This is a genomic window from Pseudomonas sp. LBUM1652 (assembly GCF_059716105.1).
Genome location: NZ_CP166804.1, coordinates 4,689,952 through 4,704,963, shown reverse-complemented (window position 1 = coordinate 4,704,963; position 15,012 = coordinate 4,689,952). Strand labels below are relative to the sequence as shown.

Here is a 15,012-nt window from a genome sequence, read left to right as displayed (position 1 = left end):
AGGCTCGCTCCCACAGGTGAAATGCATTCCAAATGTGGGAGCGAGCCTGCTCGCGAAGAGGGCTGCACAGGCGCCGAAAATCTTCAGGCTTTGATGCTGACCAGACTCAGCAACTGCCCATCCTGCACACCAAACTGCGCATCCAGCTCCGTCCCGTTGCGCCATTCACTCGACAGATCCGTCAACAGGCGCAACCGCACCTCACCCTGTTCAGTCCACTCCAGCACTTCGGCGTGCTCAAAGTAAAAGCGCTTCTGCACGATCGGGTACAGCGCCTTGAACAAACTCTCTTTCACCGAAAACGTCAGCGTCACCCACAGCGCCAACTGATCCCGCGAACCCGCCGCCATGCGTTGCATCTCCGGCGGCGTGAGGATTTCCCCGGCCAGTCGTTCGGCACGTTCGGTATTGAGCAGGTTTTCCAGATCCATACCCAGACCGCGCCAATGTTGCTTGTTGGCGACAATCGCCGCCGCGCGGCCGGTGCTGTGGGTGATCGAGCCGCAGATGTGCGCCGGCCATACCGGCGCGCGATCTTCGCCAATCGCCGGGATCGCCCCCTTGCCTTCCAATTGCTGCAACGCCGCACGGGCGCAGACTCGCCCGGCGAGAAACTCCGCCTGTCGCTTGGCCACGGATCGCTGAATACTCGGCGGCGGCTCGATGGCGCTGCGTCGGAAGTCATCGCCGAGCAGTTGTGACGGATCGAAATGGGTGCTGAGCAGCACCGTGTCAGGCAACACCGTCGGCAACGGCCAGTGGGCATCGAGCGGGGTGCAGCAGGCGGGGAGGGCAGGCGTTGGATTCATGGCGGGCATTTTGCCGGTTAGCATCAAAACTGGGTAGAGGCACACACCTGTAGGAGCTGCCGAAGGCTGCGATCTTTTGATTTTGATTGTTAAAAACAGGATCAAAAGATCGCAGCCTTCGGCAGCTCCTACAGGGGCATTGCGATCAAATGAAGATTTTTGATCGCGCAGGTTTTGGGTCAGCCAAATATTGTCTGGAAGAACGCCTTCATATCCGCCCACGACTTTTCATCGGCAGCCTTGTTGTAGCCGATATCCGGGCCACCGTGCTCACCATGACCCAAGCGATCCGCATCCGGATTGGTAAAACCATGCTTGGCCCCATCCAGGCTGACGAACTTGTAGTCCGCCCCGGCCTTGTCCATTTCGGCTTTGAACGCGCTGACGTTTGCGGGTGTGACCATGCTGTCCAGTGCGCCATGCTCCACCAGAATCTTCGCCTTCACACTGCCGGGCGTGGCCGGTGTCTTGGTCGCCAGTGCGCCGTGGAAACTCACCACGCCCGCCAGTGGCTCACCCTGTCGCGCGGCATTCAGCACCACGGCGCCGCCGAAGCAATAACCGATGGCGGCGAGTTTGTTCACGTCGGTCTGCGGTTGTTTCTTCAACAGGTTCAGCCCGGCCTCGAAGCGCTTGCTGGAGGCGGCCGCGTCCTGCGTCGCCGCCTGCATGAACGCCATCGCATCTTTCGGGTGCTCGGTGTTCTTGCCCTCGCCGTACATATCAATCGCCAATGCGCTGTAGCCGAGTTCGGCCAGATCCCGCGCGCGGCGCTTGGCGTAGTCGTTCAGGCCCCACCATTCGTGCACCACAACGACTCCCGGGCGCTTGCCTTTGATGGCGTCGTCGTAGGCGTAGTAGCCGATCAGCTTGGTGCCGTCGGCACTCTGGTAGGGGATTTCTTCGGTCTTGATCGCCGCCTGGGTGAGGCTGCTGACGGCCAGCAAGGTGAGGGCGAGGAACAGGCGCATGGTCGTTGTCCTTATCGAAAAGTGGTCAGAACAGCCTAGTCGATTTGGTTCAGGTCAGGTTCAGAGAGCGTTCAGGGTCGGTACAGGGGAGGGTCAGTAACCTTGCGCCATACCCAAACAGCACTGTGAAAGAGGAAATACCCATGACTCGTTTAAACAAACTGCTGCTGGCAATGACCGTTATGAGCGCCAGTATCGCGGCCCAGGCCGACACCACTTCGAACTTCGCCGGCCTGACCTTCGGCCAGACCAGCAACAAAATCGACAAATCCCATGCTCTGAACAACAACCTCGATCACCCTAACGCCACTGGCGCGATCGACGGCAACAACACCTACGGCGTACGCCTCGGTCAGCAAAACTCGCAAGGTCGCTACTACGCCACCTACGACAACGTGTCCGGTTCGCACAATGGCATTAAACTGCGCCAGGAAAACCTGCTGGGCAGCTACGATCTGTTCTACCCGGTGGGCAGTACCACCAAACTGTTCGGCGGTGCGACGGCCGGTCTGACCAAACTGACCCAGGAGTCGCCAGGCTATAGCCGCGACAGTGACATCGGTTACGCCGTCGGCGGCCAGTTCGGTGTGTTGCAGCAAGTATCGCAAAACACCTCGGTGGAACTCGGTTACCGTTACCTGATGAGCAACGCCAGCACCGAGATGAGCGAACGCGGTGGCAGCAAGCAAGGCTCGCTGGATCTGAACAGCAGCGCGCAGACTTACCTGTCGGCCAACTACAATTTCTAAGGAGTTGCCGCCAAATTCAATGTGGGAGCGAGCCTGCTCGCGAAGCGATGTGTCAGTCGACATCTTCATTGACTGACTCACCGCTTTCGCGAGCAGGCTCGCTCCCACAGATGTGTAGTCGGAGATGTTTGATTTGCCCGGGAGAGCAATATGAAACTGTTGGTCGTCGAAGATGAAGCGCTGTTGCGCCATCACCTGCAAACCCGTCTGACGGAGAGCGGTCACGTGGTCGAGTCCGTGGCCAATGCCGAGGAGGCGCTGTATCAGACCGGACAGTTCAACTTTGACCTGGCGGTGATTGACCTCGGCCTGCCGGGCATGGGCGGCCTCGACCTGATCCGTCAGTTGCGTTCGGGCGGCAAGACCTTCCCGATCCTGATCCTCACCGCGCGCGGCAACTGGCAGGACAAGGTCGAAGGTCTGGCTGCCGGCGCCGACGATTACGTGGTCAAACCGTTCCAGTTCGAAGAACTCGACGCGCGCCTGAATGCCTTGCTGCGCCGCTCCAGCGGCTTCACCCAGTCGACCATCGTCGCCGGCCCTCTGTTGCTCGATCTCAATCGCAAGCAAGCGAGCCTCGACGAGCAACCGCTGGCGCTGACCGCCTACGAATACCGCATTCTTGAATACCTGATGCGGCATCACCAGCAGGTGGTGCCCAAGGATCGCCTGATGGAACAACTCTATCCGGATGACGACGAGCGCGATCCGAACGTGATCGAAGTGCTGGTCGGCCGCTTGCGCCGCAAACTCGAAGGCCCCGCAGGGTTCAAGCCGATCGACACCGTGCGTGGCCTCGGCTATCTGTTCAATGAGCGCTGCACTTGATTCGTTCCCTTCGCGTCCGTTTGATGCTCGCCGCCACTACGTTGGCGGTGTTGTTCATGCTCGCCTTGCTGCCGGCGATGCAGGGCGCGTTCAGCCTCGCGTTGCAGGACTCGATCGAGCAACGTCTGGCGTCGGACGTCACCACGCTGATTTCTGCCGCACGCATCGAAAGCGGCAAACTGGTCATGCCCTCGCAGTTGCCGGATGAGCGTTTCAACCTTACCGACTTCCGTCTGCTGGGTTACATCTACGACCGCGAAGGGCATCTGGTCTGGCGCTCGAAAGCCACTCAGGAAGAGCAGATCAACTACAAGCCGCGCTACGACGGGCTCGGTAATGAGTTCGCGCGGATTCGCGAGAGCAACGGTCAGGAATTCTTCGTTTACGACGTTGAAGTGAAACTGCTCGGCGGTAAGAGCGCGGCATTCAGCATCGTCGCCCTGCAACCGGTGCGCGAATACGAAACCACCCTCGAAGGCCTGCGCGAGAATCTGTATCTGGGCTTTGGCGCAGCCTTGCTTGTGCTGTTGGCGCTGCTGTGGATCGGCTTGACCTGGGGTTTGAAGGCCTTGCGCCAACTCAGCCAGGAACTCGACGAAATCGAGGGCGGCACCCGCGAAAGCCTCACGGAAAAACACCCGCGCGAATTGCTGCGTCTGACTGGCTCGCTCAACCGCTTGCTGCTCAGTGAGCGCCAGCAGCGCAGCCGTTATCGCGACTCTCTCGACGACTTGGCCCATAGCCTGAAAACGCCGTTGGCGGTGTTACAGGGTGTCAGTGAGGACATGGCTCAGCGGCCCAAAGACATCGATCAGGCGTGGGTGCTGCAAAGTCAGATCGAACGGATGAGTCAGCAGATCAGTTATCAGCTGCAACGGGCGAGTTTGCGTAAAAGCGGTTTGGTGCGACATCAGGTGCGGCTGCGTCCGGTGCTGCAAAGCCTGTGCGATACGCTGGACAAGGTTTATCGGGACAAGCGTGTGCAGGTGGCGTTTGATCTGCCGGAGCATTGTTATGTGCCGATCGAGCAGGGTGCCTTGTTGGAGATGATGGGGAATTTGCTGGAGAACGCTTATCGGCTGTGTCTTGGGGAAGTGCGCATTAGTGTGCGTGAGACGCTCGCCGGGGTTGAGTTGTGTGTTGAGGATGATGGGCCGGGGGTGCCGCCGGATCAGCGGGCGCGGATTCTTGAGCGCGGTGAGCGTTTGGATCGGCAGCATCCGGGGCAGGGGATTGGGTTGGCGGTGGTCAAGGACATCATCGAAAGCTATAACGCCAAGCTGACCTTGGGCGATTCACCGATGGGCGGGGCGGCGTTTCGGATTCATTTTCCGGCTGTGTGATTTGGTTTTGGGTGTATATCCGTTGCTGCGGGTGTTGCTGATTAGGGTTCCGCCCTTACGGCGGGTCACTTTTGGCAAACGCCCCAAAAGTAACCAAAAGGTCTGTGCCCTGACGTTCGGCCCCTCGCTGAGGCTCGGGGTTCCTTCGTTCCGGGATTGATCCGGGCGCATCGCTTCCGGTTTGCTTCGCTGCACCTCCTTTCGATGTGTTTGGCTGCGCCAAACGGTCGCTGCGCTCCCACCCCCGGATCAATCCCTCCACTCAGCCTACCGACGGGCGCTTTAGGATCAAAAGCGGTACTCGAGCTAACGCTCATTGTGATGAGTGGTGAAAAGCGTGCGGTTGGCTTTTGATTTTCTGTAGGAGTGAGCCTGCTCGCGATGGCGGCCTGACAGCCGACCAATCTCTGGCAGGTTCCCCCATTCCCTGTAGGAGCTGCCGAAGGCTGCGATCTTTTGATCTGTTTTGGCTTTGGCTTTGGCTTTGGCTTTTGATCTTGCTCTTGCTCTTGCTCTTGCTCTTGCTCTTCAGCCCATCGGCAGGCCGAGCGTAGGTGTTCATCCGGGGGGTAGGCGCGCAGCGCCGTGTGGCGAAGCCGCATACATCGAGAGGAGGTGCAGCGCAGCAAACCGGAGGCGATGCCCCCGGATGGACACCGTAGCGAGGGAACACTGAGCCTCAGCGAAGTGCCGTACGTCAGGGGGCAGCCTTTTTGGTTACTTTTTCGGCGTCTGGAAAAAGTGACCCGCCGTAAGGGCGGAACCCTAATCAGCAACACCCGCAGCAACGGATATACACCCAAATCCAAATCCAAAACTCAGAAGGCGGGATCTTGCAGCCGCCTCACTGCTCCTGCGCCCGATAAGCCCCCGGCGTCAGCCCCGTCCACTTCTTGAACGCCCGGTGAAACGCCGACGGTTCGGAAAACCCCAACTGCTCGGCAATCTGTTGCAAAGACAGATCCGCCCGCCCCAAATGATAGATGGCGATATCCCGCCGCAGTTGATCCTTCAGCTCCTGAAAACTGGTGCCTTCGTCACGCAAGTGCCGGCGCAGGGTCTGTGGGCTGATGTGCAGATGAGCGGCCACCGCTTCCAGATCCGGCCAGCGCGCACTGTCGCGGCTGAGCAAGCGGCGCAGGCGGCTGCTAAGGCTGTCGCCATCATCCGGGCGTGACAGCAAGTCAGCGGGGGAGCGTTCGAGGAAGTGTTTGAGAGTGCGTTCGTCCTGCAAAAGTGGCATGTGCAAGTAGCGGCTGTGGAACAGCAGGCTGCTTTGCTGCGCTGAAAATTCCAGAGGGCAGGGGAATAGCAGATCGTATTCAGCGCCATGCGCAGGTTTTGCATAGCTGAAGGTTGCCTGCTCCAAACGGATTCGCTGGCCGATCAGCCAACTGCCGAGGCGGTGCCAGATCACCAGCAGGCTTTCGCTGAGAAAGTGATCCGGGTCCCATAATTGCGAATCGTCGAGGCTCAGGCGCACCCATTCGTCTTCGCGGGTGAGGCTCAAGCGCGGGGCTTCGGGGAATAGGCTATAAAACATTAAGCCGCGTTGCAGGGCCTTCTCCAGATTGCGGCAGTGAATCGAGGCATGGCACATCATTGCGAAGCTGCCGGGTTTGCTCGGTGCCTTGCCAAAACCGAGGTATTCGTCGTCCAGCGCCAGCCACAGGCCCTGGATCAACCGGGTGAACTGCTCCGGGGCGATGCGCGCACGAGGCTCATCGAGCAATTCAGGGCTGATTCCCAGTTGCTGCAACAGGCCCGCGTAGTCGAACCCCAGGCGGCGTGCGCCACCGAGGGCGGCACGGGCGAAATGACTGGCGATGGTGCGTTCGCGCATAAGCGGCAAATCCTTCCTCGAGCGCCGGATGGTAGCCGTGGGTGGCATGGGCAACAAGGCGGATTTCCGCCAAATTGTAGGACGAGACTCGGTGAGTTGGCGGAAATCCGCCATGCCTGGGTAACCGGACGGTGACACAAATGAACCTGTAGTACCTGATATCAAAAGGCTGGCAGTGAATTGCACCAATGTGGCACGAGGTTTGCGATAAGAGCGACAGAAGCGTGCGTTTATCCCTCAGGAGAAAGCGCCGTTCCAACAACAAATCCCTCCAGTGCAGGAGGGTTCGCAATTTAAGGTTTCGCGGACAACAGATGGATGTTGCCTCGTGGGACTCTTGAGGAAATTTGCAATGACGACTCGTCAGCCACTCTACAAATCCCTGTACTTCCAGGTGATCGTTGCAATCGCCATCGGCATTCTGCTCGGTCACTTCTACCCACAGACCGGTGTGGCCCTCAAGCCGCTGGGTGACGGGTTCATCAAACTGATCAAAATGGTCATCGCCCCGATCATTTTCTGTACCGTTGTCAGCGGCATCGCCGGCATGCAGAACATGAAATCGGTGGGCAAGACTGGCGGCTACGCGCTGCTGTACTTCGAAATCGTTTCCACCATCGCCTTGCTGATCGGTCTGGTCGTGGTCAACGTCGTGCAACCGGGCGCCGGCATGCACATCGACGTGACCACCCTGGACGCTTCGAAAATCGCCACTTATGTGACGGCCAGTAAAGACCAGAGCATTGTCGGCTTCCTGCTTAACGTGATCCCGAACACCATTGTCGGTGCATTCGCCACGGGCGATATCCTGCAAGTGCTGATGTTCTCGGTGATCTTCGGTTATGCCTTGCATCGCCTGGGCTCCTACGGCCGACCGCTGCTGGACATGATCGATCGCTTCGCCCACGTGATGTTCAACATCATCAACATGATCATGAAACTGGCACCACTCGGTGCGTTCGGTGCCATGGCGTTCACCATCGGTGCCTACGGTGTCGGCTCGCTGGTGCAGTTGGGTCAGTTGATGATCTGCTTCTACATCACCTGCGTGCTGTTCGTGGTGGTGGTGCTGGGCGCGATCTGCCGCGCGCACGGTTTCAGTGTTTTGAAACTGATTCGTTACATCCGCGAAGAGCTGCTGATCGTACTGGGCACTTCGTCCTCTGAATCGGCACTGCCGCGCATGCTGATCAAGATGGAGCGTCTGGGTGCGAAGAAATCGGTAGTCGGTCTGGTGATTCCGACCGGTTACTCGTTCAACCTAGACGGTACCTCGATCTACCTGACCATGGCGGCTGTGTTTATCGCTCAGGCGACCGACACCCAAATGGACATCACTCACCAGATCACCCTGCTGCTGGTGCTGCTGCTGTCCTCCAAAGGTGCTGCCGGTGTCACCGGTTCGGGCTTCATCGTGCTGGCGGCCACCCTGTCGGCCGTCGGTCACTTGCCGGTGGCCGGTCTGGCGCTGATCCTGGGTATCGACCGCTTCATGTCCGAAGCCCGCGCGCTGACCAACCTGGTGGGTAACGCCGTTGCGACCATCGTTGTTGCCAAGTGGGTGAAAGAGCTGGACACCGATGTACTGCAAGCCGAACTGGCTTCTGGCGGTCGCGGTATCTCTGATCAGCGTGAAGAAGACGACCTGGGTGTGGCTGAAGGCCCAACCCCGAGCAATGTGAAGTAAGCATCGCTTGAATGAAAAAACCCGCTTCGGCGGGTTTTTTCTTGCCTGGGATTTGAGCGCAACGGTCACTGCGCCTGATGGATCCGGTGATTGCTGTAAGCGCCATCGCTGCCTAGGCTGGGTGCATCGCACAAGGAGTTCGCCCATGTCCGCACCGCTGGCCTCACTCAAGATTCTGGATTTCTCGACCCTGTTGCCGGGGCCGTTCGCCTCGCTGCTGTTGGCGGACATGGGCGCCGAGGTGCTGCGCATCGAATCGCCGACGCGCCTGGATCTGCTGCGGGTGTTGCCGCCACATGATCAGGGAATGTCGGCCAGTCACGCGTATCTCAACCGCAACAAGCGCAGTCTGGCGCTGGATCTGAAACAGCCAGAAGCACTTGAAGTGGTCAAGCAACTGCTCGCCGATTACGACATCGTCCTGGAGCAGTTTCGCCCCGGCGTGATGGAGCGCCTGGGCCTGGGTTATGAGGCTCTGAAAGCAATCAACCCGAAGCTGATTTACGTGTCGATCACCGGTTACGGCCAGACCGGCCCGTACAAGGATCGCGCCGGGCATGACATCAATTATCTGGCGCTGGCCGGGCTTGCCAGCTACACCGGCCGGGCTGACAGCGGGCCGTTGCCACTGGGCATGCAGGTGGCGGATGTCGCTGGCGGTTCGCTGCACGGGGTGATCGGCTTGCTGGCGGCGGTGATTGCTCGCCAGCAGACCGGGCAGGGCACGCATCTGGATGTGAGCATGACTGATTGCGCGTTCAGCCTGAACGCCATGGCCGGCGCCGGGTATCTGGCCTGTGGTGAGGAGCCGGGCTGGGAAGACCAGATGCTCAATGGCGGCAGCTTTTATGACTACTACCGATCTCGCGATGGGCGCTGGATGTCGGTGGGCAGTCTTGAGCCGGGATTCATGCAGTCATTGTGTGCGGCGCTGGGCCGGCCTGAGTTGGCGGCGCAAGGCTTGTCACCCAAACCGGAGCAACAGCAGGCGCTGAAGGAGGCGTTGAAGGTCGAGTTCGAGAAGCATGACTTTGCAGAGCTGTGTACGTTGTTTGCCGGGATTGATGCGTGTGTCGAGCCGGTGTTGAGTCTGAGCGAGGCAGTGAAACATCCGCAATTGCAGGCGCGGGAGCTGGTGACGCAGGTGCCGCGGGGGGATGGGACGATGCAGGCGCAGATTGCTTGTCCGTTGAAGTTTTCCGAGGATTTGCCTGCTCCCCGGCATGTCGGGGCGGGGTTGGGGCAGCATACGGATCAGGTGTTGGGGGAGTTGGGGTTTAGTGCTGAGCGGATTGCTGAACTGCGCCTAGCCAAGGTCATTCTCTAGTGTCTGTACCTGCCCTTTCGCGAGCAGGTGACTGAATTCCAGGGTGGGAGCGAGCCTGCTCGCGAAGAGGTCAATGTGAAGGACACAAACCTCAATTATTCGACCCGCATCTCACCGCTGAACACCAAGGTATTCCGGCAGCGGCGACACAAATACCGCCGCCCCTGCCTGACCAGGCTATGGCGCTGCGCCGAAAACGGAAAATCACTGTCCGCGCATGGGCACTTGTAGATGTAGCGGGTCACGCTGCGGCGTTTGATTGCGTAGGTGTGGCAGCGATCCGGCGGCAGTTCGTAAACGCCGCGCATGATCAGTTGCCACTCCTCGCCGTGGGGCTGGATGCGGTCGCCGAACAACTGATGGGCGATCAGGTGCGCGACTTCATGGGCCACGGTCTGCTTGAGGAAGTGTTCGGTGTTTTCCCGGTACAGCTGCGGGTTGAAGCGCAGCAGGTTCTCGTGCAGATGCGCGACCCCGGCTTTTTGCCCGCGCAGCTTGAGACTCACCACAGGGCGTTGGAAATGACGTTTGAAAAAGGATTCAGCGAGTTGGTAACAGTCTTCGACGCGGGTATTGAGTTGCTCGGGCATGCTTGATGGATCTCCAGAGGCGTCGAGTATGCCGCAACCCTCAGGACTTGCGAATCGCTGAACTGCCGAATGGTCATCCTCCACACGAGAAGGCCGCCTTGCGGCGGCCTGTATTGGCAGATCTTGTTTTTCTCGGTGAGTCATTGCGCTAGTTGGTATAGACGGGCCCCACGCCCAGTCCCCAGACGATCACGGTGAACGCCATGATGGCCACCAGCACCACCAGACCCACCGCCAGCACTGAGCTGGAAAACAGAAAGCCTTCATCTGACGGAATATTCATGAAGGTCGGCAACCCGACATACAGTAGATACACGGTGTAGCAGATGGCGGCCGTGCCGACGATCATCCCCAGCCACATGTGCGGATATAGCGCTGCCAGCCCGCCGACAAACAACGGTGTCGCGGTGTACGTGGCAAACGCCACGCAACGGGCCAGGCTCGGGTTGGCGTCATAAGTGCGGGCCATCCAGTGCACAAAGGCGCCCATGACCGCGACACCGCCGAGCATTGCCAGGTACGACATGACCGTCATCCAGATGGCGCTTTCAACGGTGAGCATGACCGGCGCGCGGTTGCCGATCACCCAGCCGACCTGCGTGGTGCCGATGAAGGCCGACACGGCCGGGATTGCCGCCAGAATAAGCGTGTGCGTCAGATACATGTGGCTGATGCTTTCCTCTTGGTCGCCACGGATTTCCTTCCATTCCTGATCGGGGTGGGTAAAAAGTCCCACTACGTGATGGATCATGCCAGTCACTCCTCTTGTTATTGCCGTCGCCCCCCAGCGGAGCGCTTTCGGGCCAATGAGGCCGAGCAAATTCAGGTCTTCAGATGTATGCGACCTTATGTCGCAGTATAGAAAGGTCTTAACCGCACAGGCACTAGGGGCTTAGAGCAAATCGCGCTGTAAACGCTGGGCTTAATCGCCGCAGGGTCTTGGCATCAGCTCTGTTTTATCTTTGAAATACATTTGTGGTGAGGGGATTTATCCCCGATGGGGTGCGGAGGAGCCCCAAAACCTCAGAACTCTATTTTCCCGATACTTCCCGTTGGATGGCTTGACGACTGCTGCGCAGCCGATCGGGAATAAATCCCCTCGCCACAGAGGGCAATGCAGACCTCGGAAGAATGGGACAGACCCGCGGCCCTTCGCCCCCACGACGTTTTTGCGTAAAATGCCCGCCTTTCGTCACACCTCACGGATTTCGCGTCATGGGCACTCTTACGGTCAACCAGAACAAACTGCAAAAGCGTCTGCGCCGCCTGGCCGGCGAAGCTGTTGCCGACTTCAACATGATCGAAGACGGCGACAAGGTCATGGTCTGCCTGTCCGGGGGCAAGGACAGCTACACCATGCTCGACGTGCTGATGCACCTGCAGAAGGTTGCACCGATCAAGTTCGAGATCGTCGCCGTGAACATGGACCAGAAGCAGCCGGGCTTCCCCGAGCACGTGCTGCCGGCCTACCTCAAAACGCTGGGCATCGAGTACCACATCGTCGAGAAAGACACCTACTCGGTGGTCAAGGAGCTGATTCCGGAAGGCAAGACCACGTGCTCGCTGTGCTCGCGTCTGCGTCGCGGCACGCTGTACACCTTTGCCGACGAAATCGGCGCGACCAAAATGGCCCTCGGTCATCATCGCGACGACATCGTCGAGACGTTCTTCCTCAACATGTTTTTCAACGGCAGCCTCAAGGCGATGCCGCCGAAGCTGCGCGCCGATGATGGCCGCAACGTGGTGATCCGTCCGCTGGCGTACTGCAACGAGAAAGACATTCAGGCTTACTCGGACTTGAAGGAATTCCCGATCATCCCGTGCAACCTCTGCGGCTCGCAGGAAAACCTGCAGCGTCAGGTGGTCAAGGAAATGCTCCAGGACTGGGATCGCAAGACCCCGGGCCGTACCGAAAGCATCTTCCGCAGCCTGCAGAACGTGGTGCCGTCGCAACTGGCCGACCGCAACCTGTTCGACTTCACCAGCCTCAAGATCGACGAAACCGCGGCGTCGCGCTTCGTCAATGTCGTGAACCTCTGACGGTTTCGGCAGCTCTGACTTACGGCGCTTGCGGGCGCCGTTTTTATTTTCATTTCAAGGAGAGGGCATGCGCGATTACAAGTGGCTGCACGAATACTGTCTGAACCGCTTTGGTTCAGCGGCTGAACTGGAAGCCCATCTGCCCGTTCCCAAGACCCCGGCACAACTGCGCAGGATCAGCGACGACCGTTACCTCTCGACCATGGCCCTGCGTGTGTTTCGCGCCGGGCTCAAGCACAGTCTGGTGGACGCCAAGTGGCCGGCCTTCGAAGAAGTGTTCTTCAAGTTCGATCCGGAAAAAGTCGTACTGATGAGTGCCGAACATCTTGAGCGGCTGATGCAGGATGCGCGGATTATTCGTCACCTGGGCAAGCTCAAGAGTGTGCCGCGCAATGCGCAGTTCATTCTGGATGTGGAGAAAGAGAAGGGCAGTTTCGGCGCGTTGATCGCCGACTGGCCGGTGACCGATATCGTCGGCCTGTGGACGTACCTGAAAAAGCACGGCCATCAATTGGGCGGGCTGTCGGCGCCACGGTTTTTGCGCATGGTCGGCAAGGATACGTTTGTACCGAGCTACGACGTGGTCGCTGCACTGAATGCGCAGAAGATCGTCGACAAGGCGCCGACCAGTCTGCGCGATCTGGCGATTGTGCAGAACGTGTTCAACCAGTGGCATGAGGAGAGTGGCGGGCGGCCGATGAGCCAGATTTCGATGATGCTGGCCTACACCGTCAATCACTGAGACCGCGTCGCCCCATTCGCGAGCAGGCTCGCTCCCACAAGGGGAATACATTTCAAATGTGGGAGCGAGCCTGCTCGCGAAGGCGTCAGATCAGGCGACGCTGATCTCGCCTTCACCCGCCAACTTGCGATTCAACTGGTACCGCCACCGCACATACAGCAGCGCCGAGCAGAACACCGCCAAACTCGCGAGCATCTCCAGCACACCAAACCAGTGTCGGTTCGGGTCATACGCCGCCAGTGCGCCTTTGATGAAGTACAGATTCACCACAAAACACATCCACGAATGACCGCGGGCACTGCCCATGATCATCGCCGGGGCGAGGACGAGCCACGGGATCAGTTCGACCAGCAGAATCACCCACGGTCGCGCGCCATGCAGGTCGGCGAATATCAGGTAGTAAGCGGCGAGCAATCCGGCCAGGGCAAAAAAGCTCAGCAGGCTGAGCACCCGCATCGCTTTTACCCGCGGCTCAAGCCACTCGACGGAGGGCAGGACTTTCGGCTTCTTCGCCACGTCAGCCCTCCAGTTTCTGTGCAGTCTTGGCCAGACGCAGGCCAAGCGCTCGGCACAGCGCCACTTCGTGCTGATCGAGACCGCTTTTGCCATCCGCCCCGGCGTGATGGCTGGCACCGTAAGGCGTACCGCCGCCCTGGGTTTCCAGCAACGCCGACTCGCTGTAAGGCAGGCCGGTGATCAGCATGCCGTGGTGCAGCAGCGGCAGCATCATCGAAAGCAGAGTGGTTTCCTGGCCGCCATGCAGGCTGGCGGTGGAGGTGAACACCCCGGCCGGTTTGCCGACCAGCGCCCCGGTCAGCCACAGGTTGCTGGTGCCGTCGAGGAAGTATTTGAGCGGCGCGGCCATGTTGCCGAAGCGGGTCGGACTGCCCAGCGCCAGACCGGCGCAGTTTTTCAGATCATCGAGGGTTGCGTAGAGCGCGCCTTCGTCCGGGATGTCCGGGGACACCGCTTCGCACTCGGTGGAGATCGCCGGCACGGTGCGCAGACGCGCTTCCATGCCTGCCTGCTCAACGCCGCGAGCGATCTGCCGCGCCATCTCGTTGGTCGAGCCGTTGCGGCTGTAATACAGAACGAGAATGTACGGCGCGCTCACGGCAGTAACTCCAGGATCTGCTCAGGTGGACGGCCAATGACGGCTCTGTCGCCGACTTCAAGAATCGGACGCTCCATCAGCTTGGGATGGGCCGCGATCGCTTCGACCAATTGTTTCTCGGTGAGACTGGCGTCAGCCAGGTTCAGGGTTTTGTATTCATCTTCCCCGGTGCGCAGCAGTTGTCGCGCAGTGATCCCGAGTTTGCCAAGCAGGGCCTTGATTTGCGCGGCATCCAGCGGGGTTTCGAGGTAGCGTACGACGGTCGGGGTCAGGCCGCGGGCTTCAAGCAGTTCCAGTGCGCCGCGGGATTTCGAGCAGCGCGGATTGTGATAAAGCGTCAGATCGGTCATGGCGGGTCGCTTCTGGCGTAAAGTGGCGGCTATTCTAACTGTGCAGCGCGCAATCCAGAACCTTCAGAGGCGATGGGTCGCAGGCGCATTCAAATTTTCACAAGGAACACGACATGACACGGCGATTGGCAGCAGCATTGACGATAATCGGGGCGTTGATGCTGGGGGGCTGCGGCAACGACTATGGCATTGACCAGAACGGTCAGAAGGTTGCGTCCGAGCGCCTCGACAAACAATGGGTGGTGCTCAATTACTGGGCCGAATGGTGTGGACCGTGCCGGACCGAGATCCCGGAACTCAATCATCTGGCCGATGAGCTCAAGAGCAAGAACGTCGGTGTGTTCGGGGTCAACTTCGACAACGTGCAGGGTGAAGAACTGAAGAGCGCCAGCGAGAAACTGGGCATCAAGTTCACCGTGCTGGCGCAGGATCCGGCGGAGCTGTTCGACTTGCCGCGCAGTGAGGCCTTGCCGGTGACGTACATCATCGACAACAAGGGCAAGGTGCGGGAACAGTTGTTGGGCGAGCAGACGGCGGCGGGAGTGATGGCGAAGCTAGAGGCGTTGCAGTCGACCCAGTAGGCCATGAAAAAAAGATCGCAGCCTTCGGCAGTTCCTAC

The 15,012-nt window shown here is 59.4% G+C and carries 16 protein-coding genes; 8 read left to right on the top strand and 8 right to left on the bottom strand.

What is annotated here, in order from left to right; translation table 11 throughout:
• Positions 1–83: 83 nt before the first annotated feature.
• Positions 84–809: a 4'-phosphopantetheinyl transferase family protein gene (locus tag ACA069_RS21185; RefSeq protein ID WP_497615148.1), complete on the bottom strand. Its 726-nt coding sequence runs from the start codon at positions 807–809 to the stop codon at positions 84–86.
• A 179-nt stretch (positions 810–988) separates the two neighbouring features.
• Positions 989–1,780, bottom strand: coding sequence for a dienelactone hydrolase family protein (locus tag ACA069_RS21180; RefSeq protein ID WP_497615147.1), 792 nt, complete (start codon positions 1,778–1,780; stop codon positions 989–991).
• 143 nt (positions 1,781–1,923) lie between these two features.
• Between ACA069_RS21180 and ACA069_RS21175 the strand changes: the two genes are divergently transcribed.
• From ACA069_RS21175 to ACA069_RS21165, 3 genes are all read left to right on the top strand, one after another.
• The gene (locus ACA069_RS21175) at positions 1,924–2,529 is read left to right on the top strand and encodes a hypothetical protein (protein ID WP_401271223.1); all 606 of its coding nucleotides are present in this window, start codon (positions 1,924–1,926) and stop codon (positions 2,527–2,529) included.
• A 150-nt stretch (positions 2,530–2,679) separates the two neighbouring features.
• On the top strand, positions 2,680–3,357 hold the full coding sequence (locus tag ACA069_RS21170) for a response regulator transcription factor (RefSeq protein WP_042560510.1): 678 nt from the start codon (positions 2,680–2,682) through the stop codon (positions 3,355–3,357).
• Positions 3,354–4,700 carry an ATP-binding protein gene (locus ACA069_RS21165; RefSeq protein ID WP_401271220.1) on the top strand — a complete coding sequence of 449 codons (1,347 nt, stop codon included), beginning with the start codon at positions 3,354–3,356 and terminating at the stop codon, positions 4,698–4,700. Before ACA069_RS21170 ends, ACA069_RS21165 begins: the two co-directional genes overlap by 4 nt.
• 844 nt (positions 4,701–5,544) lie before the next feature.
• Here the strand turns inward: ACA069_RS21165 and ACA069_RS21160 are convergent.
• The gene (locus ACA069_RS21160) at positions 5,545–6,543 is read right to left on the bottom strand and encodes an AraC family transcriptional regulator (RefSeq protein WP_497615146.1); all 999 of its coding nucleotides are present in this window, start codon (positions 6,541–6,543) and stop codon (positions 5,545–5,547) included.
• Between the two features lie 352 nt (positions 6,544–6,895).
• On the opposite strand from ACA069_RS21160, the gene ACA069_RS21155 reads away from it, so the two are divergent.
• Positions 6,896–8,230, top strand: a complete 1,335-nt coding sequence (locus ACA069_RS21155) for a dicarboxylate/amino acid:cation symporter (RefSeq protein WP_489878963.1) — start codon at positions 6,896–6,898, stop codon at positions 8,228–8,230.
• 145 nt (positions 8,231–8,375) lie between these two features.
• Entirely contained in the window at positions 8,376–9,557 is a 1,182-nt protein-coding gene (locus ACA069_RS21150) for a CaiB/BaiF CoA transferase family protein (protein ID WP_497615145.1), read from the top strand.
• 95 nt (positions 9,558–9,652) lie between these two features.
• On the opposite strand, the gene ACA069_RS21145 is transcribed toward ACA069_RS21150, so the two are convergent.
• Complete coding sequence (locus ACA069_RS21145; RefSeq protein ID WP_025112945.1) at positions 9,653–10,147, bottom strand: SprT family zinc-dependent metalloprotease; 495 nt, start codon at positions 10,145–10,147, stop codon at positions 9,653–9,655.
• A 148-nt stretch (positions 10,148–10,295) separates the two neighbouring features.
• Positions 10,296–10,898 (bottom strand): Yip1 family protein, encoded by a 603-nt coding sequence (locus ACA069_RS21140; RefSeq protein ID WP_007917515.1) that lies wholly within the window; start codon positions 10,896–10,898, stop codon positions 10,296–10,298.
• Positions 10,899–11,362: 464 nt separating this feature from the next.
• Between ACA069_RS21140 and ttcA the strand changes: the two genes are divergently transcribed.
• Together ttcA and ACA069_RS21130 are read left to right on the top strand one after the other, a co-directional pair.
• The gene (gene ttcA, locus ACA069_RS21135) at positions 11,363–12,187 is read left to right on the top strand and encodes a tRNA 2-thiocytidine(32) synthetase TtcA (RefSeq protein WP_187680901.1); all 825 of its coding nucleotides are present in this window, start codon (positions 11,363–11,365) and stop codon (positions 12,185–12,187) included.
• 67 nt (positions 12,188–12,254) lie between these two features.
• Complete coding sequence (locus ACA069_RS21130) at positions 12,255–12,929, top strand: DNA-3-methyladenine glycosylase I (protein WP_187680902.1); 675 nt, start codon at positions 12,255–12,257, stop codon at positions 12,927–12,929.
• A 90-nt stretch (positions 12,930–13,019) separates the two neighbouring features.
• Here the strand turns inward: ACA069_RS21130 and ACA069_RS21125 are convergent, their stop codons facing one another.
• From ACA069_RS21125 to arsC, 3 genes are read right to left on the bottom strand one after another with little or no spacing between them, the layout of a single operon-like run.
• A complete protein-coding gene (locus tag ACA069_RS21125; protein WP_187680903.1) occupies positions 13,020–13,445 on the bottom strand; it encodes a DUF2069 domain-containing protein in 426 nt (141 codons plus the stop codon).
• A 1-nt stretch (position 13,446) separates the two neighbouring features.
• Complete coding sequence (gene wrbA / locus ACA069_RS21120; protein ID WP_187680904.1) at positions 13,447–14,043, bottom strand: NAD(P)H:quinone oxidoreductase; 597 nt, start codon at positions 14,041–14,043, stop codon at positions 13,447–13,449.
• Positions 14,040–14,393 (bottom strand): arsenate reductase (glutaredoxin), encoded by a 354-nt coding sequence (gene arsC / locus ACA069_RS21115; protein WP_401271205.1) that lies wholly within the window; start codon positions 14,391–14,393, stop codon positions 14,040–14,042. Before arsC ends, wrbA begins: the two co-directional genes overlap by 4 nt.
• Positions 14,394–14,506: 113 nt before the next feature.
• Between arsC and ACA069_RS21110 the strand changes: the two genes are divergently transcribed.
• Positions 14,507–14,974 (top strand): TlpA disulfide reductase family protein, encoded by a 468-nt coding sequence (locus ACA069_RS21110; protein ID WP_497615144.1) that lies wholly within the window; start codon positions 14,507–14,509, stop codon positions 14,972–14,974.
• Positions 14,975–15,012 lie beyond the last annotated feature (38 nt).